This window comes from Vibrio sp. D404a (genome assembly GCF_030248535.1).
In the GTDB taxonomy this organism is placed as follows: Bacteria; Pseudomonadota; Gammaproteobacteria; order Enterobacterales; family Vibrionaceae; genus Vibrio.
In genome coordinates this window covers 40,432-61,561 of the sequence record NZ_JAHGAJ010000040.1, presented here as the reverse complement: position 1 = coordinate 61,561, position 21,130 = coordinate 40,432, and the positions used below count along the sequence as shown (strand labels likewise).

Genomic DNA, 21,130 nt, shown 5'->3' with positions numbered 1-21,130 from the left:
TCTGTGCCGCCCTAAATTTGTTTAGAACATCGACAACGGCACTCAATCCCTTCCTTTTAGTGAACCCCATTCACAGAGTTACTCTTCAGCACCGCACGCTATTTGACACCATGACAACGCAGCACTAATTTTAAAAGAAAAACATAAGCGCTGAGACGCAGTTGTTGGTGAGGAGTAGACGATGGCGAACTGCAAAGAGGTTCTATTTTACGAACCTGAAGATCCAAACGGTTACCTTTCAAATTTCGCGGCTTGTCCGATTCGTGTAGGCGATGAGGTATGGGCCACCAGCGAGCACTATTATCAAGCGATGAAATTTACCTGCGATGAACTAAGGCAGAGGATTTACAGCGCAAGTTCGCCTGCAGAAGCCTTCTCACTGAGCCGAGATTTTGATGCGCAGGTGCGCGATGATTGGTATGACATTCGCGTGGATGTGATGCGCTTTATCGTGACCGAGAAATTCAAACAGAACCCCTGCTTTGCTCTATTTCTGATCAATACCGGTGACTCTGTCATCAAAGAGCATTCACACAAAGACAGCTTTTGGGGCGATGGGGGAGACGGTACGGGCGAGAATCATCTTGGTAAGATTTTGATGAGTGTTCGTAGCCAGCTTAGTGCTCAACCGGTGTGCTTAAAGCCTGTGGCCACACAGAGTGAGCGTGACTTACTTGCGGTGCCACTGTTGTTTTCACGCCCCAGAGAAACCTTCAAGGTGCATCACTAAAAAAGCCCCAAGTCAGACTTGAGGCTCTTGCTAGATATAGACTGAGGTTAATGGGGTTAACTAGAGGTATTTATCAACGATATCATCAAGTTGCCCATTATCTCTCATTTCTACTAAACGCTGATTGATAAATGACTGCAGTTCAGGCTTCATTTGAGGGTCAAAGGCAAGATGAATAGGGTAGTCGTTGATCACGGAGCCAAATCTTTGTAACTGATAGTCATCGATGTTGAGATTTTGGTCTTTAAGGTTGTACTTAATTCGGGATTCCATCTCAACGAAGACTGTGTCACCTGGCGTTCGATTGAGTACGCGGAAAGCAGCAGTATAGTCTTTTACTCGAATCTCATTCAGTTTGCCTTCTTTGATGTAGGGTTCGAGGTTTGGGTATTCAAAGCCGAGTAGCAGTACCACAGCTTTGCCCTCTAAATCGTCTATGCTGTTAAACTCAAACGGCTTTTGACCACTGCTCAACAGCGAGTGTTTTACATTGTAAATTGGGATATCGGAGAGATTCTCTGCTTGGATATTTCCCCAACTCGGGCTGCCGTAGGTCACCCAGTTATCATTCTCGCGAGCTTCTAGTTTGGAGATCATTCGGTTGAAAGGGTAGGTGTGGTAGTTGATGTCGTATTCACTGTCCTGAAAGACGGCTTCAACGATATCGGTCACCATCCCCTCATGTGCTCCGCCTTCCTCTTCTATCTGAAAGGGCTGGGCTTGGCTAGAGATGATGTAGTAATGAAGTGGTTCAGATGAAACAGCGTAACCACTTGAAAATAAAGCTGCTATTGCAGTTGAAAGAAGATATTTTTTCATAACCTTCCCTGGTTATTTGTAGGACGACTACTATTATACTAGTTGAGTAATAGTAATTTACTAAACTTAAAAAAACGGAATTTATGTATGGTGAAACAAGGAAAGCGCTATATCGGACTATCTCGTCAATTGATTGGGATAATCATCGCTATCAGCACTTTGTTCACTGTTATTGTGACAGGGCTTAGCCTCTATGTTGAGTACCAAGATCGCGTTTCTTACATCAGTACTCAAATTGACCAAGTAAAAACAGGTTATCTTTCTGGATTAACCTCGAGCCTTTGGGTAGAAGACCGCGACCAATTAACGGTGCAGGCCGAGGGCGTATTTCAATTGCCTACGGTCAGCTATCTATTAATTGAAGACAGCAATCAAACCGTGATTGAGCTCGGTCAGCCGATTATTGGCCGAGCCTATTCAAAAACGTGGGACATGGTCTATCAGATGGGAGGGAAAGATTACCCTCTGGCAACACTGACGGTGCAGTCTGATCTTAATCTTATTCTTGATGACTTTGCCGACAGGGTACTCGTTTTAGCCATTTTTGAGGCCGTAAAAGTCTTCTTACTCTCACTCGTGTGTCTCACCGTGGTGTATCGCCTTGTCGTTAGACGTTTGATGACCATCTCTTCTCAAATCGATGAGCAAGACCAACAAGCCGGTCCACAAAAACTGGCGCCGATTGGTCATAGCTACTCTGACGAAATCACGACCCTAGAATACAGCTATAACCAGTCAATTGAGCGCATTCGTCAGCAGTACGAAGAGTTGAAGCAAGCCAAAGAGGTGGCAGAGGTTGCCAACCAGAATAAGAGTGAATTCTTGGCTAACATGAGCCACGAGATCCGAACCCCAATGAACGGGATTATTGGTTTGTCATCATTGCTGGCCGACATGGACATGCCTAAAGATCAGAAAGAGTATGTGCGCATGCTCAACACCTCATCGCTCACGCTACTGGACCTGATCAACGATATTCTCGATTACTCGAAAATTGAAGCGGGTCATCTTGATCTGCAGTCTGAGCCGTTCCGCATTGGCAATATTATTGATGACGTTGAGTCGACTTTCCGCATCAAGGCGGAGCAGAAAGGACTCAAATTCCAGTTGGTGGCCGATCCCCGTATTCCTTCTGTAATAAAAGGAGATGGAACTCAGCTGCGACAGGTGTTGAATAACTTAGTGGGCAACGCCATCAAATTCACTGAGCAAGGGCATGTCACCTTGTCCATTTCATTAGAGCCGTCGTTGAGTGGCGCGCCGAACGACGATAAAGCCCGTATTAAGTTTGAAGTGAAAGACAGCGGTATCGGTATTGCGGAAGATAAGCAGCGCACCATCTTCGAAAAATTCCAACAAGCCGATGGCAGTACCACACGCAACTATGGTGGTACTGGGCTTGGGTTAGCCATCTGCGAGAAGATTGTCACGCTTATGGGCTCGTCACTTGAGCTCTATAGCATCGAGGGTAAAGGCAGCTCGTTCTATTTCACCGCTGATTTTGACGTTTGTAGCGAAGCGACGCAAACCCACGTCGACATGAGTAAAATCTCGGTATTGCTGGTGGATGATAGCCAGCTAAATATGCGTATTACCTCTGCTCAGCTCAAAGCGTTTGGCTGTGAATCGGAGAGTTGCGATGGTGCTGAGAAGGCTATCGAGTTGGTGGCGTCCTCATTGGAGAAGAAACGCCCTTACGATTTGATATTGATCGATAAGGTGATGCCAGCTGTCGATGGTTTCCAACTCGCAGAGACCTTAACTCAGCGATTTAAAGCGCAGTGTCCTCTGTTGGTGATGATCTCCGCCGACCCACATCTTGAAGATGAACAAAAAGCCAAGAAGGTGGGCTTTGTCGCCTATATTGCACGCCCTTATCACGATAACCAGCTGAAATGGACGGTGAACCGTGTGCTCTCGAATAAGGCGTCTGAACAAGGTTTCACTTATGCCAACCGTGGAGAAGTGGCGTTTAAACAGGTAAATGCAGAGAAACCGAAAGCGGCTCTAGAGCCACAGGTTGAACAAGCACCTTTGCCGCAGTTTGGTGGTAAAGCGTTGGTGGTCGAAGACTCACGCGTGAATCAACAAGTAGCCAAGATGATGATCAAAAAGCTTGGGCTTGAGGTGGATATTGCTGAGAACGGTAAAATTGGTGTCGAGATGTATCAGAAGGCGGATTACAAAATCGTATTCATGGACTGCCAGATGCCAGTGCTAGACGGCTTTGAAGCAACCAAACTGATTCGTGCTATTGAAGAAGGGTCGGATCGACATGTACCTATTGTCGCCCTTACCGCTAACGTCGTGCAAAGGGATAAGCACCTCTGTTTCGAGGCTGGGATGGATGAGTTTATCGCTAAACCCGTTAACCAACATAAGCTGCTAGCGGCTGCTGAGAAGTTCTTGAGTCAGCCAAAGAAGGTTGAAGATAAGGGTGGGGTTGAGCAGCAGATGTCTAGTTAACCCTAGTATTGCGAGTTGCAGTTGGCATTTTCTGATAGCACTTTTTGAGACAAACTAGTCGATAAACGGGCCATACAAGTTCTCTTGTGTGGCCTGTTTTTTTGTGTGCCTTTTATTGATTGGTAGTGGTGAGCATGAGTTGAAGTAATTGCGCGATGTAATATTTCATTAACGTTTATCGCGCCGTGTAAACCTCGCTTTTTGCTCTCAATCACTGGATTGGCGTGACTTTATATCTACCTAGTTAGGGGTGTAACATCTTGTTTACAATTTAACCGTGATTAGCAGTATTTGCTGATTTTGCTGAGGATTTTCATTCTTTCTCGTTCTGTTCCAAGTTTAAGTTAAGCGCGTTCTACGTGCTTCAATTTTCACAAGGAGAGAAACATGGTGGACAGCTACAACCCATTGGGTACGGATGGTTTTGAATTCGTTGAGTACACAGCAGCCGATAATGAAGGAATTGAACAGCTGAAAGGGCTGTTTGTGTCACTGGGTTTTGCCGAGATTGCTAAGCACCGCTCTAAAGAGGCGTGGTTATACCGACAAGGGGACATCAGTTTTATCGTCAATGCGCAGCCTCACAGCCAAGCTGAAGAGTTTGCGAGAGTACATGGACCATCGGTATGTGGTATGGCATTTCGCGTGCATGATGCGAATGCGGCGTTGCAACAAGCATTGAACAATGGGGGAGAGGAGTACATTACAGATATCGGCCCTATGGAGCTGAGTATTCCTGCGATCTACGGTATTGGAGAGAGCCTTCTATACTTTGTCGACCGCTACGGTAAGCAGAGCATCTATGACGTTGATTTTCGTTTTTACGATGATGCCGACCAGAAATTAGCGGGGGCCGATGTTGGACTGTATGAGATTGACCATCTGACGCATAACGTTAAGCAGGGCAACATGGATCTGTGGTCGGGCTTTTATGAGCGTATCGGGAATTTCAAAGAGATCCGCTACTTCGATATTGAAGGTAAGCTGACAGGTCTTGTGAGCCGCGCGATGACAGCACCTTGTGGCAAGATCCGCATCCCAATCAATGAATCTTCCGATGATAAATCCCAGATTGAAGAATTCATTCGCGAATACAACGGTGAAGGGATTCAGCACATTGCTCTGAGCACCGACGATATATATCAAACCGTCTCTACCTTGCGAGCCCGTGGCATGGACTTTATGCCAACGCCAGATACCTACTACGAGAAAGTCGATGAGCGCGTTAAAGGTCACGGCGAAGACACCAATCAGCTGCGTGATCTGCGAATATTGATCGATGGCGCACCCACTAAAGACGGCATCTTGCTGCAAATCTTCACTCAAACCGTTATTGGTCCAGTGTTTTTTGAGATTATCCAGCGCAAAGGCAATGAAGGCTTTGGCGAAGGTAACTTCAAGGCACTGTTTGAATCGATTGAAGAAGACCAGATTCGTCGAGGAGTATTAGACGATGCATAAATGGATCTCGTTTCCTCATCGGGAGGGGGTGTGCTCCAAACAAGCGCATGCCGACTTTCCCGAAGAGGCCATCTATGAGCGAGAGGCGGGCCGAAGTGGTTTCTTCGGCCCTGCCGCGCACTTCCATCACCAACATGCACCAACGGGTTGGTCAGAGTGGGAGGGCGACTTACGCCCTCGCGCTTTCGATTTTACGCTGGTGGACAAAGCCAGCCAGATAACCCCTTGGGCAGTGCCTCATCTTTTACACAACGCAGACTGCAAAATCCGTGTTTGGCGAATGGATGAGAAGATGGATTTCTTGGTACGTAACTCCGATGGTGATGAGCTGCTGTTCATTCACCAAGGCAGCGCGGATCTCTATTGCGACTATGGTCATTTGCAAGTGAGTGAAGGGGATTACGTGATGATTCCACGCTCGACTAATTGGCGCTTGGAGCCAAGTGAGCCGATGTTCATTCTGATGATTGAGAACACCGACGCGGCTTACTCATTGCCAGAGAAGGGCATGGTCGGCAATCACGCTGTATTTGATCCGGCGGTTCTTGAAATCCCATCGATCAACGATCAATTCCGCGCTCAATATTCAGAAGATCAAACCCAAGTTCAGGTGAAACGCCACGACAAAGTCAGCGTGATCACTTATCCGTTCAATCCTTTGGATGCGATTGGCTGGCATGGTGATTTGGCCGTGGTGAAAGTGAACTGGCGCGATATCAGACCGCTGATGTCACATCGCTACCACTTGCCACCGTCTGCACACACCACCTTTGTTGGCGCAGGTTTTGTGGTGTGTACCTTTGTGCCGCGCCCGATTGAGAGCGATCCGGGTGCGCTGAAAGTGCCGTTTTATCACAACAACGATGACTACGACGAAGTGCTTTTCTATCACGCGGGAGACTTCTTTAGCCGTGACAATATTGAAGCGGGCATGGTGACTTTCCACCCTGCGGGCTTCACTCATGGGCCTCACCCGAAAGCCTTTAAGGCTGGGCAAGCGCATAAGAAAAAGTTCACTGATGAAGTCGCTGTGATGATCGATACTCGCCACGCGCTGCAGTTCTCTGACGAACTCGATAGCGTTGAGAACAAAGAGTATGTCTACAGTTGGCAAGAGAAGTAAGGGGCAACAAGGATGAAATTAGCAACCAAGAAAAATGGTACTCGTGATGGCCTATTGATGGTCGTGAGTAGAGACCTCAAACAGTGTGTGCCAGCGACTGAGATTTTCCACGCAATGCATCTGGCGCCAACCATGCAAGTAGCATTGGATAACTGGGACAGTGTTGCACCTCAGTTAGAGGAGCTATACAACTCGCTCAACACTGGCCATGTGACGGGCAGTGAAGTGTTTGCGCCTCAATATTGTGAATCGCCTCTGCCACGCGCTTATCAATGGGCGGATGGCAGCGCCTATGTAAACCACGTTGAACTGGTGCGTAAGGCGCGTGGTGCTGAAATGCCAGAAAGCTTCTGGGTTGACCCGCTTATGTATCAAGGTGGTTCAGATGCGTTTATCGGCCCTCGTGACAACATTGAATTTGCAAGTGACGAATGGGGTATCGATTTCGAGGGAGAAGTCGCGGTTGTCACCGGAGATGTGCCAATGGGAGCCAGCGCCAAGCAAGCGCATGATTCGATTCGTCTATTGATGTTAGTGAATGATGTGTCGCTGCGTGGTTTGATTCCTGCAGAGCTCGCCAAGGGCTTTGGTTTCTTCCAGTCTAAGCCCTCTTCAGCGTTCTCTCCGGTTGCGGTCACGCCTGATGAGTTGGGGGAACATTGGAAAGGGAGCAAGGTGCACCTGCCACTGACTTCAACCTACAACGACACACCTTTTGGTTGCCCAAATGCCGGTGTCGACATGACCTTCAATTTCGCGGAGCTGATTGTCCATGCTGCGAAGACTCGTCCACTGTCGGCTGGTGCGATCATTGGCTCTGGCACGGTATCGAACAAGCAAGGTACTGACCACGGCACCTCGATTGCGGAAGGCGGTGTGGGCTATTCCTGTATTGCTGAAGTACGCATGATAGAGACGATTCGTGATGGTAAGCCGTCGACTCAATTTATGTCGTTTGGTGATTCGATTCGTCTAGAGATGTTCGATGCTGCGGGTGACTCGATCTTTGGCGCGATTGACCAGAAAGTGAGTCAATACCGACAGTCATAAATAAGCTATCGAGAGGCACGATATGAACGAGGGCTCTTTATGAACAATAAGATCACACTCTATGGTTATTGGCGCTCTTCGGCAGCCTATCGAGTGCGTATTGGATTGAACCTCAAGCAGCTTAGCTATGAGTCGAAATCGGTGCATTTGGTCCGTAATGGCGGCGAGCAGCATGATCCGCAATATCGTGAGCTCAATGCCAGTGAACTAGTGCCAGTGCTGGTGGATGGTGACTTTAAACTCAATCAGTCGCTGACGATCTTGCAATACTTGGACGAAAGCTATTTGTGTGAGAGCAGCCCAGACACCCTGTTGATTCCTGATCAAACACCGCTGCGCTATCAAGCGTTGGCGATGGCTCAGGATATTGCGATGGAAATTCACCCTCTGAACAATCTGCGTGTGCTGCAGTATTTGGAGCGAGAATTGTCGTGCGAGCAAGAGGCGAAAATGGAATGGCTTCACTATTGGATGAGCCAAGGTTTCCATGCTCTCGAAGAGAAGCTGGTAAAGCACAGAAAAGCACATGGCGATTCAGTGTATAGCCTCATGGATTCACCCTGTATTGTCGATATCTGCTTGGTGCCACAGGTATATAACGCACAGCGTTTTAGCGTTGATATGTCACCTTACCCGCTGATTAACTCGATTGTCGAGGCGTGTAACCAGTTGCCTGCGTTCATTGATGCTATGCCAGAGAATCAGGCGGATGCTAACGTATAATTCAGGTTAAGATCTAACGGTTGCTAAGATCAAAAAGCCCTCCACGAATGAATATCGTAGAGGGCTTTTCGTTGGAAGTTACCCTCTTCTAATTGAGAGCTTGTGAGATAAGAGTGCTACAGCGAAATCACACGCTTGATCTCATGGAGCACATCTGCATTGGCTATCGCACCGATGTTCTCAACGGATTTGCCATTTACCACCTGTTTCACCGCCAACTCCACCAGTTTTCCTGAGCGTGTTTTTGGCACGTCGCTGATAGCAAAAATTTGGCTTGGCACATGCCTTGGTGAGCAAGATGACTTGAGCTTATCCTTGATGGCTGCCAGTAACGTCTCATTTAGAACCGCACCTTGCTGCAACTGAACGAACAGCCAAATCTGCTCATTGCGGTCGACATCTTTACCGACTGCGATGGAATCAATGATGCCGTCAATGGTGTTTACTTGCTGGTAGATCTCGGCAGTACCAATCCGCACGCCGCCGGGGTTGAGTGTAGTGTCACCTCGCCCGTAGAACAGATAACCGCCATGCACGCTCTGCGCGACTTCATCACCGTGATGCCATACATTTTCGAACCTATCCCAATAAGTGCTGTGATAGCGCTCTCCGGTGTCATTCCAGAAACCCACAGGGAAATTTGGGAGGGAATTTGTACACACCAGTTCACCACGTTCGTGATTGACCTTGTGACCTGACGAATTGAACACCTTGATGTCGACGCCAAGCCCTGCCTGCTGACACTCTCCGCGATACACTGGCGAGATCGGGTTCCCTAACACAAAACAGCCACAGATATCGGTGCCGCCAGAAATAGACGCCAAATGTAGATCTTGTTTGATGTGTTTATAAACGTAATCAAACTGCTCTGGGTAAAGCACAGAGCCTGTTGAGCACAATGTTCTTAAATGGGAAAGAGAATGGCTGTCGATAGGCGAGAGGTCGGCCTTCTCAATCGCCTCTAGATACTTGGCTGAGGTACCAAACAGCGACACATCGGTGCGTTGTGCCAAGTCCCACAGTACATCAGTTTGCGGGTAAACAGGGCTACCATCAAAGATCACCAAACAAGCGCCGCTGGCAAGCGCAGAGACGTGCCAGTTCCACATCATCCAACCACAGGTGGTGTAGTAGAAAACGCGATCGTTCTGCTTAACATCGCTATGCAGTTGATGCTCTTTTAGGTGATTGATGATGGTGCCACCAACAGAATGCACTATGCACTTTGGCTTGCCTGTGGTTCCAGAAGAGTAGAGCACAAACAGCGGATCATTGAAGCCGATACGCACAAATCGAACTGGCTGTGGCTGGTAATGATTGATGATGTTGTGCCAGCTTTGCAGCGACACATCATGCTCAAAATCATTCTTTTTTAAATAGCCGATCTGACACACCTGTTTTAGCTCACTGAGGTGCTCAATGATGGCGCTGTTCTTGTTCGTCATATCGAATGTTTTGCCGTTGAAGGTGTAGCCATCGCAGGTGAATAGCACTTTGGGTTTCACTTGCCCAAATCGTTCGATCACACTCTCGACACCAAAATCAGGCGAGGTTGATGTCCAAATTGCTCCCAAGCTGGTGGCCGCTAACATGGCTATCACGGTTTGCGGCAGGTACGGAGTATACGCAGCAACCACATCACCTTGCCCCACACCGCTATCGACAAGCCATTGTTGAATGCTAGAGACAGTTTCACACAGGGCTTTCCATGTATAACTCTGCTGCTCGCCACGCTCATTCTCAAACCAGATTGCACGCTCTTCAGGCATGGTTTGCGCCAAGCGCAGTAAGTTCTCGGCGTAGTTAATCTGAGCTTTCGGGAACCACACCTCATCGCGATTCGATTTAGGCTGCTGCCAGCGGCTCTCACCTTGCGTTTTTATCTCGTCCCCTTGTGTCCCGACCACGCCACAAAACTGCCACACGTTTTGCCAAAAAAGTTCCGGCTGATCCACAGACCATTGATGGAGTTCGGCGTAGTTTTTTATGGCGGTATCTCGGTTTAATTGAGACAGATTAAGGCTGTCGATAAATCGGGTTAGGTTGGCACCGGCGATGCGTTGCTCTCCTGGCTGCCAAACGGACTTATTGCTATCTTGCATTCCTTTACCTTTAACAAAAAGTTAACGATTTCAGTCTGGTATTTAGGTTTTACAAAGTCAAAAGATCAGCAAAATAAAGGGTTGAAGGAATTGTGTAAAAAAAATGTTACACGAATGGCGATTCTGAAAAGTCACGCAAATTGGCGCTTATGAGGAGGAGAGATAGGCTTAAAATGAGACATGCAAAAGGAGGTGTGTAATGACTCAATATCATTCTAAGCCCGTGAGCCAAGAGGGATGGGTTGAGTGGAGCCTCGAAGAAGACGCAATTTGGCACGACTTAGTGAAAAGGCAACTGGACGTCATTAGTGACCGTGCCTGTGATGCGTATTTGCACGGATTGACTCTGCTTGATTTGCCATTAGACAGAGTTCCTCAACTCCCCGAGATAAACAGAGTCCTCATGGAAACAACGGGTTGGCAGGTTGAACCGGTTCCAGCGCTGATCGATTTTGATCGCTTCTTTGATCTGCTCGCCAACAAACGATTTCCAGTGGCGACTTTTTTAAGAACGCGAGACGAGTTCGACTATCTACAAGAGCCTGATTTTTTCCATGAAATTTTTGGACATTGTGCAATGCTGACTAATGCGGATTTTGCGGCATTTACAGAGCACTATGGAAAGTTAGGCCAAGCGGCAACATCGAAACAACGCGCCTATCTTGCCCGTCTATATTGGTTTACGGTTGAGTTCGGTTTAGTGCAAGAGGGGCAGAAACTGAAAATTTATGGCGGCGGTATTCTTTCTTCGCCAGCGGAGACCCTTTACGCATTGGAAGGAGATCTTGCCGTTCGTGAGCGTTTCTATCTCCAGACGGTGCTCAGAACGCCTTATCGCATCGACATCATGCAGCCCAAATATTTCGTGCTCGATGAGTTGTCTGAACTCTTCAAAATCAGTCAGGAAAATCTGTTACAACAAGCTGATCTCGCAATGGAAGCGGGATTACTTCCCCCACTTTTTGAACCCAAGGAAACCACACATGTTGAATGAATTAAAATGCGAAGCTTGTACCAGTGATGCGGTGGCATTGACACCTGAGCAACAACAAACCTTGTTGTTAGAACTGTCAGACTGGGAAATCATCGTGAGAGACGATATCCCTCAATTGGAAAAAACGTACCGTTTCAAGAATTTCAAAATGGCGTGGGCATTCAGCAATCAAGTCGCAGAATTGGCGGAAGAGGAGTTTCATCACCCCTCGATATTATTGGAGTGGGGCAAAGTAACCGTGACATGGTGGAGTCACTCCATTAAGGGGCTCCATAACAACGATTTTATCTGTGCGGCCAAATGCGATGAGTTCAGACCGGATGTCTAACAACGATATTGTTGACGAGTTGCGTCAAGCATTTAGGGGATTTGTGATTTATTTGTGATGAGAGTGCCATCATCGCTTAAATAGGCAAGCTAGGGGCTCTGTGTGAGCCTCTTTCTTACTGAATTATTCTTATAATATTGGTTTTACTAGAGCCCTATATGCTATATTTCTCGGCCAAGTTTACTACAGACTGAGGCTGAAAATGTCTATCAACCTTTCACTCCTTCCACCCGGTGAGAAAAATAAGATCGAGCTGGATAAGCAGGCTTCATTCCTCGTATGGCAATTGAAGCAGGCAAAATGTGGCCCTGAAGCCATTGTTGAAGAAGCAATGAAGCTCACCGACCCGCAAGAGAAAGCTTGGTTTGATCAGTCTGTAGAGAAATACAAACAGGTAATGGGTGTCGCATAATTGCAGACCACGCTTACCCCAGCAATGCCGCAGAATTGAAATGATGCGGTTTTTTGCTAGAATTTGCCCCGTTAATTGAATCAGAGAGAAGATCCCGATGGGAAGAAGTTTTGAAGTGCGTAAAGCCTCTATGGCGAAAACAGCAGGCGCAAAAATTAAAGTTTATTCCAAGTACGGTAAAGAAATTTACATGTGTGCGAAGAATGGCGGTTCAGATCCAGATATGAACCTATCGCTTAAGCACCTGATTGCTAAAGCGAAAAAAGACCAAGTACCTGCACACGTTATCGACAAAGCGATCGATAAAGCAAACGGCGGTGGTGGTGAAGACTACGTACCAGCTCGTTATGAAGGTTTCGGCCCTGGCGGCACAAGCGTAATCGTTGACTGTCTAACAGATAACGGTAACCGTACTTTCCAAGACGTTCGCCAATGTTTCGTTAAGACTGGTGCGAAAATCGGTGTTGAAGGTTCTGTTTCTCACATGTTCGCTCACCAAGCGGTATTCCAATTCAAAGGCGAAGATGACGAGATCATCCTAGAAACGCTAATGATGGAAGACGTAGACGTAACTGACGTTGAGCTAGAAGACGGCGTAATCACTGTATTCGCTCCAACAACAGAGTTCTTCAAGACTAAGACTGCACTAACAGCTGCTTTCCCAGATCTAACACTAGACGTTGAAGAGATCACGTTCGTACCTCAAACTCACACGCCTGTAGCGGGTGATGATGCAGTGAAATTCCAGAAGTTCCTAGATCTTCTAGATGACTGTGATGACGTACAACAGGTTTACCACAACGCTGAGCTGTAATTTTTACAGTTACAACAGTTAATAAAAAACCGAGCCCAGTGCTCGGTTTTTTTATGCCTGCTATTTACCTTGATCATTGTTCCGCCGGAACGATGAAAAAATCGCTGCTTTTGGACTTTAATCATGACAAAAACCCATTCATCACAAAATCTTCTATCGCCGCTCTAGTCATCGCAAAGCTCCATTTGAGATTGTTGCGAGCCTCTTGGTTTGCATATCCATTCTGCTAACTTTTTTACTTGCGGTAACAGCGTCAGGCTTAAGGTCAATGCACATGGCCACGCAACCAAAAAGCTGTTGAACCAAACTGGTGGCCAATCGTGGCTGAAGCCCATCTTGGTGCCTGAAATTATCCCCGACATCAGCAGTGCCATGATCAATGATGAAAGTACTGCAGTGACATAGTGAAGTTTCTTATTCATCTCTGCTCCTAATGATTTTTCCTGTTCGTTGAGTTAATGTTACTCATATCCACTAATGAGAAAAATAGGCATATAAAGAACCATGAATTCCATATATGGAAACATTGATGATCTGTTTTTATTTTGTGCTGTGGTGGAGAAGGGCTCTTTGCTATCAGCTTCACGTTCGCTACAACTTCCTGTTTCGACTATGTCTCGCCGTTTGTCCGCGCTAGAAGAGCGCCTTGGTATTCGCCTGCTTGAGAAAAAAGGACGTGAGTTGGTGGCGACGAAAGACGGCGAAGCCGCATTCCAGTCGCTCAGTAGTGGTATGGAATCGCTGCAGGCGGGCTTTTTGGATTTGGTCAAAGGCAAAGATGTTATTCAAGGCAAAATTAAGCTGACTGTCCCGCACAACTTTTATGGCAGCTTTCTGAGTAACACTATCGAGAGCTTTCTGATTCAGTACCCTAAGGTACAGCTCGATCTGGTGTTAAGTCAGCAGCATTTAGTCCCAGAAACCGATCGGGATCTGTTGGTGACGTTTAACATCTCAAACCTTGAAGGGATGATTGCGCGCCCTCTGTTTAAGGCTAAACATGGTTTCTTTACTAGTGATAAATACTTGCAACGAAGAGGCGCAATTACCACACCAGAGCAGTTAGCACAGCAGGACTGGGTTAGTGTCGATCATGTAACAGATATCCCACTTTATAAAGACGATAAGTTAGATCAGAACATTACCATTCAACCTAAGTTTGTGGTCAATGATATTCACCGAGTCGCTGAAGCGGTGGAAAACGGTTTAGGTGTGGCTTCACTGCCTTTTCGTCATATCTCACCCAATATGGATCTCATTCAGCTGCTACCTGAGTATCACCGAGGTGACCGTCAGGCGTATTTAGTGTACAAAGAGAGAAAATATCAGCCTAAGGCGTTGACGCTACTGATTGATGCATTGATTGAGAGCATTCGATCTTTCCATCACGACGAGGCCGTCTTATAAAAAGGAGCAACAAATGAAAGTAAGTTTTATCGGACTGGGTGTTATGGGTTTCCCAATGGCAGGCCACCTAGTTAAAGCCGGTTTCGAGGTGACGGTATTTAACCGTACTCACAGCAAAGCACTAGATTGGGCTGATAAATACCAAGGCAAAGCCGCTGAGAGTGTATCGGAGTGTGTGGCTGAGGCGGATGTTGTTCTTGTGTGTGTCGGCAACGATGATGACGTACGCAGTATGACGACCAGCGAAACAGGCGCACTGGCGGCAATGAAGCCAAATGCGATTCTTGTCGACCATACTACGACGTCTGCACTGCTATCGGAAGAGCTTGAAGTAGCTGCTAGCAAAGTTGGCGTTCGCTTTATGGATGCGCCAGTTTCAGGCGGTCAAGCGGGCGCAGAAAATGGCGTGCTAACCATCATGTGTGGTGGTGAGCAAGAGCTATTCAACGACCTTCAACCTGTGTTCGAGGCTTACGGTAAGTCGTCAGTTCTTATGGGTAAAGTAGGCCAAGGTCAACGTGCGAAAATGGTTAACCAGATCTGTATCGCAGGTGTATTGAACGGCTTGTCTGAGGGCTTGGTGCTGGCTGAGAAATCAGGTTTGGATATTCAGACTCTGGTTGATTGCCTTAAAAACGGCGCTGCTGGCTCATGGCAGATGGAGAACCGCGCGGTGACGATGTCGGAAAACAAATTTGATTTCGGCTTCGCAATCGATTGGATGATCAAAGACTTAGGTTTCTGCTTAGATGAAGCGGAGCGCCAAGGCGTGAAACTCCCTTTGACGGAAAAGACCAACAACGCGTACAAAGCACTGTCAGCACAAGGCGAAGGCCGCATGGATACCTCGGTATTAATGAAAGCCGTGGTTGAAGAATCGAAGAAATAGAAAATTCGTTTAGATAACTAAAAATAGCCGCTGATTAGCGGCTATTTTTGTTTGCATGAAGCGATAACGAGCCTTTTAACTCGTTTAGGGGCGCTAACTATCTAGATTAAAGCCTATCGAGATTGAAGCATAACTCTCTTAACCACGTCATGAACCGCAAGATTAAGAGGACTTTGACGATCAACAAGACGCATGCAGGAGACAAGGTTTAAATCAATCCTAAGCTCTTTGGGTGGCTCTATTGTATTAAGCGAAGCGTCCTTCCAACTGTCGCTTAACACGCAGGTGTGCTCTCCTTGCTCGAGAATTTGCCTCGCAACGGAAAAATTGTCCACTGTGATACTGATATTGGGGTTAATACCACGGCTTCTCAACATTTCTAAATATCGGTAGCGGTCTTCATTCCAACCTTGACTTCGAATCTTGATAAAAGGCAACTGCAACGCCTCTTCCCATGTTAGTGGCCCCAATGATTTTGACACGGCGACCACCAGTTGGTCGGCCATGATGCGTTTCTGGAAGATATTGGTACTGCGGTCTTCGTTTAGAAAGTGCACACCCAAGGTGATATCACCCTCTTCTAATTTTTGCTCTGTATCTGATGTCCAAGTCTTGAGCTCTATTTGTGCTTTGGGGAATGTTTTCGAAAGTTCCTTAAATAAACTAAGACCTGAAAATTCGAGTGTGGAAGCGAAGAAAGCGAGGGTGATTGGCCCTTCATAGGTAGCAGGATCGAATGTTACTGGTGAGGTAGCGGAGTGCATTAAGGATAAGGCTTGCTCAATCTTGGGCAAAATAGATTTGCTGTAGTGCGTTGGCCTCAACCCTTCCGTGGTGCGCTCGAAAAGTGGTTGTCCCAATTGCTCTCTTAGCTTGGTCATTTGCTTGCTGACAGCGCTCTCGGAGATCCCCAACTTTATCCCAGCCCTTTTTAGGCTATTCGACTGACACAGCAATACAAAGGTACGAAGTAAGTTCAAATCTATACTTTCCACTTTGGCAAGTCCTATTTTCCACGCTTTCCATTTTGGAAGTATAAAGTGATCACTGTCGGCGGAGCAAACAATACTCTTCCAAATGACATTCACTTTGAAATATAAAGGTCGCTACTATGAAAACACTATTTCCCCTTACTGCTGTCGCTTTATTCTCAACCAGCGTTATTGCAGCGCCAACTATTGTCACGGAAGATAATTTTGCTCAGGCATACACGAATATGCGCCTCGGCGCTGTGGTAGAAAAAGCGGGTGGTATCAACACATTTTTTGAGATGCCAGTACCGAGCAGTGTTCCTGAAGAGCAGTTCGTTGTACGAATGAATCGAGACACTTTCTATTCTGTTTCTGTCATCGATATGTCGAATGATGATGTCTACGTGACAGTTCCAGAAACCGACCAATATGTGTCACTACAAATTGTTGATGAAAACCACGAAACACAATCAATGATCTACGGTTCAGGTCGTCATAAAATCAGCGCAAAAACCGACCATGCATTTGTTATTGTTCGTGCTCTTGAAGATGATGCGCGTCGTAACCTGAAGATAGAGACCAGCAGCGATAAGCCGTTTGTTTTAAAAGAGTGGGATATGGCGTCTTTTAAGGCCATGGATAGAGCTGGCAACATCGATTTCAGTGACGGCTATGATCAATCAAAAGCATTTGGTAACAAAGAAAGTGGTCAAACTGATTACATGAATTATGTGGGTGCAGCTGGTGGTTGGGGCGGCGCGATGGTCGAAGATAACATCTATCAAACCAGTCAGTACTTCGATGCGAATGCATGTTACGAGACGACTTTCAAAGACCCGAAGGCAGGGGCATTCTGGTCAGCGACGGTTTACAATGCTGATGGGCGTATGTTTAACGATAAGGCTAACATTTCGAGTGAAATGGAACCCGTGATGAACAGCGATGGCACTTATACTCTCCGTTTTGGATGTGACGGTCAACCAAACAATATCCCAACGATGGAAGGTAACAGTACGGGCAAATTTAATGTGCTTATGCGTCATTACAACCCTAGCGAGCCAGTCAGCAAAGGCGAGAAGGGTTACAACCCGGTGACGATGATTAAGAAAGTAGGCTAATTTAAGTCGTCGAATCTAAGAAGTAGATTTCGCCTAAACTCAACATTAAGCCCAATAGCCGCTGACCAGCGGCTATTTCTATAGTCACAATAGCTGCGCCTATCGTTAGCCACTCACGCACGGTTTTGACCATTCACGCCTCAGATTGACCGTTTGTCGCATTCACAAAATCCTTTTCATCACTCGGTTTAACCTTTCATCATCAAAACAGGAAAGGGAATACCATGATGAAAGCAAGTCACACTCCATTCAATGCACTGCAGTCGATTAAAACGTCTCTCTTTGTCTCGACACTCGCTTTTGGTTTAGCGGTAAGTGTGCCAGTATTGGCAAATCCAACGCCGCAAGCACTCTCTATGTACAACCAAGCAGCTCAAGGCGATGAAGATATGGTTGAAGCGGCGCATGATGCCCTTCAATCGATTCTCGACAAGGAAGGTGCAACACCGCTGACTTTAGTCTATTTGGGCAGCACTGAAACTCTTCAAGGGCGCGATGCCTTTCTGCCTTGGAATAAGATGAAGTATGTCGAGAAAGGACTCGCAACCATCGATAAGTCTTTAACTCTACTAAATAGCATCGAACAACCTGTGGCTGAGCAGGCGAGAGTACAAGGCTTGCCAGAAGCCTACTTGACCCGTGCAATGGCCGCGACCACTTACACCTCACTCCCAGATATATTTAACCACTTTGATCGTGGCTATGACCTCTATTTAGACCTGCTATCTGAAGACGAATTTGCACATCAGAACTTCGCCGCGACCGCGTGGATCTATCGCTACGCGATCACAGCTTCGATTCGAGCAGAAGACCTCGTACAAGCACAATCATGGCTAGCGGTTATGGAAGAGAAAGACAGCAGCAACATTGAAACCATGACGGCGAAGGCACTCGTCAGTCAGGCTCAATAATGTCCGCTCGAACAAGGGAGAGAACAAGATGATAGTGTTCGAAGCCATCAACAAGCGATACAAAACGGGTGAGCAGGTCGTGCATGCCCTGAATGGAGTATCAGGGCAGATTGAGCAAGGTGAGATGGTGGCGTTATGCGGCCCGTCAGGCTCAGGTAAAAGTACCCTACTCAATATCCTAGGCATGCTCGATCGTGACTACCAGGGGATGATTTCAATAGAGGGGCAGCCCTATCCTGAACAAGCGATTGAGTCTGCACGTTTCCGCCGCCACGGTTTGGGATTTGTGTTTCAAAAATTTAACTTAGTACCCGTTATGACGGCACTGGAAAACGTTGCTTACCCTTTGATGCTCAATGGTTTGAGTATCGAACAGCAACATAAACAAGCCAAGCAGATGTTGGTGCGTGTTGGCTTGGAACAATACATTCACCACCGACCAGATAACCTCTCAGGTGGCCAACAACAACGTGTCGCGATTGCTCGAGCCTTGGTTCATAAACCTAAGTTGGTGATCGCCGATGAGCCGACAGCGAGCTTAGACAGCCACACCGCTAATAACGTGATCGATATTATGCGCGAGCTTGGCCACGAGTTTGGCACCACCTTTATTGTTGCCACCCATGATCCAAGAATGGCTAACCGTTGTGATCGAGTGATTGAGTTAGTGGACGGCAATTTGGTCTCTTCAGTGTCAAACAAGGAGGCAATCTCATGGGCAAGTTAATGCAGTTTGGCTTTTTGCAGTCGCTTCGCTTGGCGTGGCTGAATTTGCTGCGCAATGGTCGTCGTAGCTTATTGTCGGTTTTGATCGTGGCGATTGCGGTGTTTGCGCTGACTTCGGCGGGTGGTTATGGGCTCTATACTTATGAGTCTTTGCGAGAGTCGACCGCGCGAGATACAGGGCATTTAACACTCAGCACTCCGGGCTATTTTGAGCAGGACGAAGATACGCCGCTGAGCAATGGTTTAGATAACGCAGATGAACTGACAAAGTTGATTATCGGCGACAGCGATGTGCGTGGTGTTCAGCCACGTGTCTACTTCAGTGGCCTTGTCTCCAATGGTTCGAAGTCGACCATCTTTATGGGCACTGGCGTGAATGAGCGCGAGTTCGATATGAAGGGGCCATTCTTGGATGTTCGACAAGGGCAAACACTCACCAGTATTGATTCACCAAGGTACGATGACACAGAGCCGCAAGTGATGTTGGGGAAAGACCTAGCGCGCAATCTCAAGGTGAGCATTGGTGACTGGGTGACTCTACTCGCGACCACCAGTGATGGCGCATTGAATGCCTTTGATTTTAAGGTGCAGGGTATCTACTCGACCGGTGTTCCTGAACTCGATAAACGTCAGCTTTACGTCCATATCAGCCAAGCACAAGAGCTGCTTGCATCAGACAGAGTCAGCACGCTCTCTGTATTTCTCTTTGAAACTGAAAAAACATCAGCCGTCCAGCAACGTATTCAGACCGCATTGGATAAGGGGAGCGATCAAGGTCGCGATATTGAGATCACCCCTTGGCAGGATCGCGCGTTTTTCTACACCAAAGTTAAGGATCTTTACGATCGGATCTTCGGCATCATGGGCGCGGTGATGGCTCTGGTGGTATTTGTGTCGCTGTTCAACACCATGACCATGTCGGTCACAGAGCGTACTCGAGAAATGGGGACGCTATCGGCATTAGGTAGCTACCCGTCTGAAATCATTGCCGGATTCTTGAAAGAGGCTGGTTTGTTGGCAGTCGTTGGTGGCTTGCTTGGCGCCTTTGCAAGTGCAGCTATGACGGTTCTCTTGTTGATTGTGGATGTACAAATGCCACCGCCTCCAGGTCGTACTGATGGCTATCCGTTAAATATCTACTTCTCATTTGAGCTGGTGGGCTACGCCATGCTCGGTGTAACCACTATATGCCTTATTGCCGCTTACTTTGCTGCACGCAAAGGCGTAAACAAACCCATCACGGAGGCGCTGACTTATGTTTAATTATCGAAATACTGTTATTAATCGCTGCTCAAATCAGTCTCTTTTCGTTCGCAGAGGAATGGCGTTTTTGTTGATGTTGTCATTGGTTTTCAGTGGCGCGAGTTGGGCGGTCGATGCCGAGCAAGTAACTGAGATGATTGCCAAAGCCGATCGCTACCGACTCAACAGCCAGCAAGCGTCTAAGGTGGTGTCTGTGGTGCATCTGTTTGAGAATGACCAATTGGATAAGACCCGTCAGTACAACGTCTATACGCGTCCGAACCGAGAATCATTGGTGATATTTAAATCGGCAGTCGAAGCAGGACAAAAAATGCTGATGATTGAGGATAACTACTGGTTGCTCATGCCTAAGTCGCGCCGACCGATCCGAATCACACCAATGCAGAAACTCTTGGGTGAAGCCTCGGTGGGTGACATCTCAACACTGACTTGGAGCGAGGATTACCAAGGAGAGTGGGTGCAGCAAGAGAGTGTTGAGTTAGACAATGGTGAGCAGGTGGTGACACATAAATTAAAACTCACCGCCAAAACCAAAGGAGCCAGTTATCAGTCGATTGACTTGTGGTTAACCACCGACCGCGCGTTCCCAATCAAGGCTGACCTCTACTTGAGATCAGGGAAACTGGCGAAACAGGCGTGGTTTGATGAGGGAGAGCGTAATGGGCTGCCAAGTGTAGTGGCGATGAGTCTGCTTGATAAGATTCAACCAAGTAAGCGTACCCTGATTGAGTACCAAGAGATCACAGAGCAAGCCCTCGCTGACAAGTATTACAACCCTGCGTATCTGTCTCGCAACAGCGTGTCTGGGCTATAGGTGGGTGGT

General features: G+C 47.2%; 21 protein-coding genes. 17 read left to right on the top strand and 4 right to left on the bottom strand.

Features of this window, described 5'->3' with window-relative positions; all coding sequences use genetic code 11:
- Positions 1 to 181: 181 nt before the first annotated feature.
- Positions 182 to 730, top strand: coding sequence for an NADAR family protein (locus KI655_RS20760; RefSeq protein WP_285408354.1), 549 nt, complete (start codon positions 182 to 184; stop codon positions 728 to 730).
- A gap of 60 nt (positions 731 to 790) precedes the next feature.
- Here the strand turns inward: KI655_RS20760 and KI655_RS20755 are convergent, their stop codons facing one another.
- Positions 791 to 1,549, bottom strand: a complete 759-nt coding sequence (locus tag KI655_RS20755; RefSeq protein ID WP_285408353.1) for an ABC transporter substrate-binding protein — start codon at positions 1,547 to 1,549, stop codon at positions 791 to 793.
- 87 nt (positions 1,550 to 1,636) lie between these two features.
- Here KI655_RS20755 and KI655_RS20750 point away from each other — a divergent pair, with 87 nt between their 5' ends.
- From KI655_RS20750 to maiA, 5 genes are all read left to right on the top strand, one after another.
- Positions 1,637 to 4,015 carry a response regulator gene (locus KI655_RS20750; RefSeq protein ID WP_285408352.1) on the top strand — a complete coding sequence of 793 codons (2,379 nt, stop codon included), beginning with the start codon at positions 1,637 to 1,639 and terminating at the stop codon, positions 4,013 to 4,015.
- Positions 4,016 to 4,402: 387 nt separating this feature from the next.
- Positions 4,403 to 5,476, top strand: coding sequence for a 4-hydroxyphenylpyruvate dioxygenase (gene hppD, locus KI655_RS20745; protein ID WP_285408351.1), 1,074 nt, complete (start codon positions 4,403 to 4,405; stop codon positions 5,474 to 5,476).
- Positions 5,469 to 6,599, top strand: a complete 1,131-nt coding sequence (locus KI655_RS20740) for a homogentisate 1,2-dioxygenase (RefSeq protein WP_285408350.1) — start codon at positions 5,469 to 5,471, stop codon at positions 6,597 to 6,599. Before hppD ends, KI655_RS20740 begins: the two co-directional genes overlap by 8 nt.
- Before the next feature lie 12 nt (positions 6,600 to 6,611).
- Complete coding sequence (locus tag KI655_RS20735; protein WP_285408349.1) at positions 6,612 to 7,649, top strand: fumarylacetoacetate hydrolase family protein; 1,038 nt, start codon at positions 6,612 to 6,614, stop codon at positions 7,647 to 7,649.
- A 39-nt stretch (positions 7,650 to 7,688) separates the two neighbouring features.
- On the top strand, positions 7,689 to 8,372 hold the full coding sequence (gene maiA, locus KI655_RS20730; RefSeq protein ID WP_285408348.1) for a maleylacetoacetate isomerase: 684 nt from the start codon (positions 7,689 to 7,691) through the stop codon (positions 8,370 to 8,372).
- Between the two features lie 116 nt (positions 8,373 to 8,488).
- Here the strand turns inward: maiA and KI655_RS20725 are convergent, their stop codons facing one another.
- Positions 8,489 to 10,474, bottom strand: coding sequence for an acetoacetate--CoA ligase (locus KI655_RS20725; RefSeq protein WP_285408347.1), 1,986 nt, complete (start codon positions 10,472 to 10,474; stop codon positions 8,489 to 8,491).
- Positions 10,475 to 10,673: 199 nt separating this feature from the next.
- On the opposite strand from KI655_RS20725, the gene phhA reads away from it, so the two are divergent.
- The 4 genes from phhA (at position 10,674) to KI655_RS20705 (ending at position 13,022) form a co-directional block, all read left to right on the top strand.
- Positions 10,674 to 11,468 carry a phenylalanine 4-monooxygenase gene (phhA, locus tag KI655_RS20720; RefSeq protein ID WP_285408346.1) on the top strand — a complete coding sequence of 265 codons (795 nt, stop codon included), beginning with the start codon at positions 10,674 to 10,676 and terminating at the stop codon, positions 11,466 to 11,468.
- Positions 11,458 to 11,796, top strand: coding sequence for a 4a-hydroxytetrahydrobiopterin dehydratase (locus KI655_RS20715; RefSeq protein ID WP_285408345.1), 339 nt, complete (start codon positions 11,458 to 11,460; stop codon positions 11,794 to 11,796). Before phhA ends, KI655_RS20715 begins: the two co-directional genes overlap by 11 nt.
- A gap of 202 nt (positions 11,797 to 11,998) precedes the next feature.
- Positions 11,999 to 12,208, top strand: coding sequence for a DUF3283 family protein (locus tag KI655_RS20710; RefSeq protein WP_285408344.1), 210 nt, complete (start codon positions 11,999 to 12,001; stop codon positions 12,206 to 12,208).
- 97 nt (positions 12,209 to 12,305) lie between these two features.
- The gene (locus KI655_RS20705) at positions 12,306 to 13,022 is read left to right on the top strand and encodes a YebC/PmpR family DNA-binding transcriptional regulator (RefSeq protein ID WP_032553717.1); all 717 of its coding nucleotides are present in this window, start codon (positions 12,306 to 12,308) and stop codon (positions 13,020 to 13,022) included.
- A gap of 164 nt (positions 13,023 to 13,186) precedes the next feature.
- Here KI655_RS20705 and KI655_RS20700 read toward each other — a convergent pair whose 3' ends face one another.
- Complete coding sequence (locus tag KI655_RS20700; RefSeq protein ID WP_285408343.1) at positions 13,187 to 13,444, bottom strand: DUF2798 domain-containing protein; 258 nt, start codon at positions 13,442 to 13,444, stop codon at positions 13,187 to 13,189.
- 82 nt (positions 13,445 to 13,526) lie between these two features.
- Between KI655_RS20700 and KI655_RS20695 the strand changes: the two genes are divergently transcribed.
- The gene (locus KI655_RS20695; protein ID WP_285408342.1) at positions 13,527 to 14,429 is read left to right on the top strand and encodes a LysR family transcriptional regulator; all 903 of its coding nucleotides are present in this window, start codon (positions 13,527 to 13,529) and stop codon (positions 14,427 to 14,429) included.
- A 13-nt stretch (positions 14,430 to 14,442) separates the two neighbouring features.
- Positions 14,443 to 15,318 carry an NAD(P)-dependent oxidoreductase gene (locus KI655_RS20690; RefSeq protein ID WP_285408341.1) on the top strand — a complete coding sequence of 292 codons (876 nt, stop codon included), beginning with the start codon at positions 14,443 to 14,445 and terminating at the stop codon, positions 15,316 to 15,318.
- A gap of 113 nt (positions 15,319 to 15,431) precedes the next feature.
- On the opposite strand, the gene KI655_RS20685 is transcribed toward KI655_RS20690, so the two are convergent.
- Positions 15,432 to 16,313 carry a LysR family transcriptional regulator gene (locus KI655_RS20685; protein WP_285408339.1) on the bottom strand — a complete coding sequence of 294 codons (882 nt, stop codon included), beginning with the start codon at positions 16,311 to 16,313 and terminating at the stop codon, positions 15,432 to 15,434.
- A 116-nt stretch (positions 16,314 to 16,429) separates the two neighbouring features.
- Here KI655_RS20685 and KI655_RS20680 point away from each other — a divergent pair, with 116 nt between their 5' ends.
- The 5 genes from KI655_RS20680 to KI655_RS20660 all read left to right on the top strand — a co-directional run bounded on the left by KI655_RS20680 (position 16,430) and on the right by KI655_RS20660 (position 21,121).
- Positions 16,430 to 17,407 carry a DUF1254 domain-containing protein gene (locus KI655_RS20680; RefSeq protein ID WP_285408338.1) on the top strand — a complete coding sequence of 326 codons (978 nt, stop codon included), beginning with the start codon at positions 16,430 to 16,432 and terminating at the stop codon, positions 17,405 to 17,407.
- Positions 17,408 to 17,634: 227 nt separating this feature from the next.
- Entirely contained in the window at positions 17,635 to 18,318 is a 684-nt protein-coding gene (locus KI655_RS20675) for a hypothetical protein (RefSeq protein WP_285408361.1), read from the top strand.
- Positions 18,319 to 18,346: 28 nt separating this feature from the next.
- On the top strand, positions 18,347 to 19,045 hold the full coding sequence (locus KI655_RS20670) for an ABC transporter ATP-binding protein (RefSeq protein ID WP_285408336.1): 699 nt from the start codon (positions 18,347 to 18,349) through the stop codon (positions 19,043 to 19,045).
- Positions 19,033 to 20,307, top strand: coding sequence for an FtsX-like permease family protein (locus KI655_RS20665; protein WP_285408334.1), 1,275 nt, complete (start codon positions 19,033 to 19,035; stop codon positions 20,305 to 20,307). The genes KI655_RS20670 and KI655_RS20665 overlap by 13 nt, the downstream gene beginning before the upstream one ends.
- Before the next feature lie 73 nt (positions 20,308 to 20,380).
- On the top strand, positions 20,381 to 21,121 hold the full coding sequence (locus KI655_RS20660; RefSeq protein WP_306416420.1) for an outer membrane lipoprotein-sorting protein: 741 nt from the start codon (positions 20,381 to 20,383) through the stop codon (positions 21,119 to 21,121).
- Positions 21,122 to 21,130: the final 9 nt, after the last annotated feature.